Source organism: Streptomyces thermodiastaticus (assembly GCF_014656135.1).
GTDB lineage: Bacteria > Actinomycetota > Actinomycetes > Streptomycetales > Streptomycetaceae > Streptomyces > Streptomyces thermodiastaticus.
The window spans coordinates 1-528 of sequence record NZ_BNBV01000084.1 but is presented as its reverse complement, the minus strand read 5'-3'; the positions used below and the strand labels follow the sequence as shown (position 1 = coordinate 528).

General features: G+C 73.1%; 1 protein-coding gene. It reads left to right on the top strand.

What is annotated here, in order from left to right:
- Nucleotides 1-528 (top strand): acyl carrier protein (locus IE286_RS26930; protein ID WP_189799368.1); only part of this gene is annotated, 528 nt, incomplete at both ends.

Genomic DNA, 528 nt, shown 5'->3' with positions numbered 1-528 from the left:
GCCGTCGCGGCGACCGGGCTGGACCTGACCGGGCTGCGGACCGAGGACGCCATCCACCCCATGCTCCGCGGCCTGGTACCGGCCCCTCGCACAGGGAAGAGCGCCACCGCGGCCCCGTCTTCCGCGACGACCACACTGCGCCGGAGTCTGGCGGCCGTGCCGCCCGAGGAGCGGCGACGCGCGGTCGCCGAACTGGTCCGCACCCACGTCGCCGACGTCCTGGGCCACACCGGCCCGTACGACCTCGACGACGACCGGCCCTTCCAGGACATGGGGTTCGACTCGCTGACCGCCGTCGAACTGCGCAACCGCCTCGGCGCGGCAACCGGCCTGCGCCTGACCACCACGCTCGTTTTCGACCACCCCACCCCCGCCGCGCTGATCGCCCACATCCTGGCCGAACTCACGGGAGAGAAGGCCGACTCCACTGTCGCCGAGGCAGGCGCCCTCTCCTCGACGGAGCCGATCGCGATCGTCGGTATGGCGTGCCGTTTCCCGGGTGGGGTGGGGTCGCCGGAGGATCTGTGG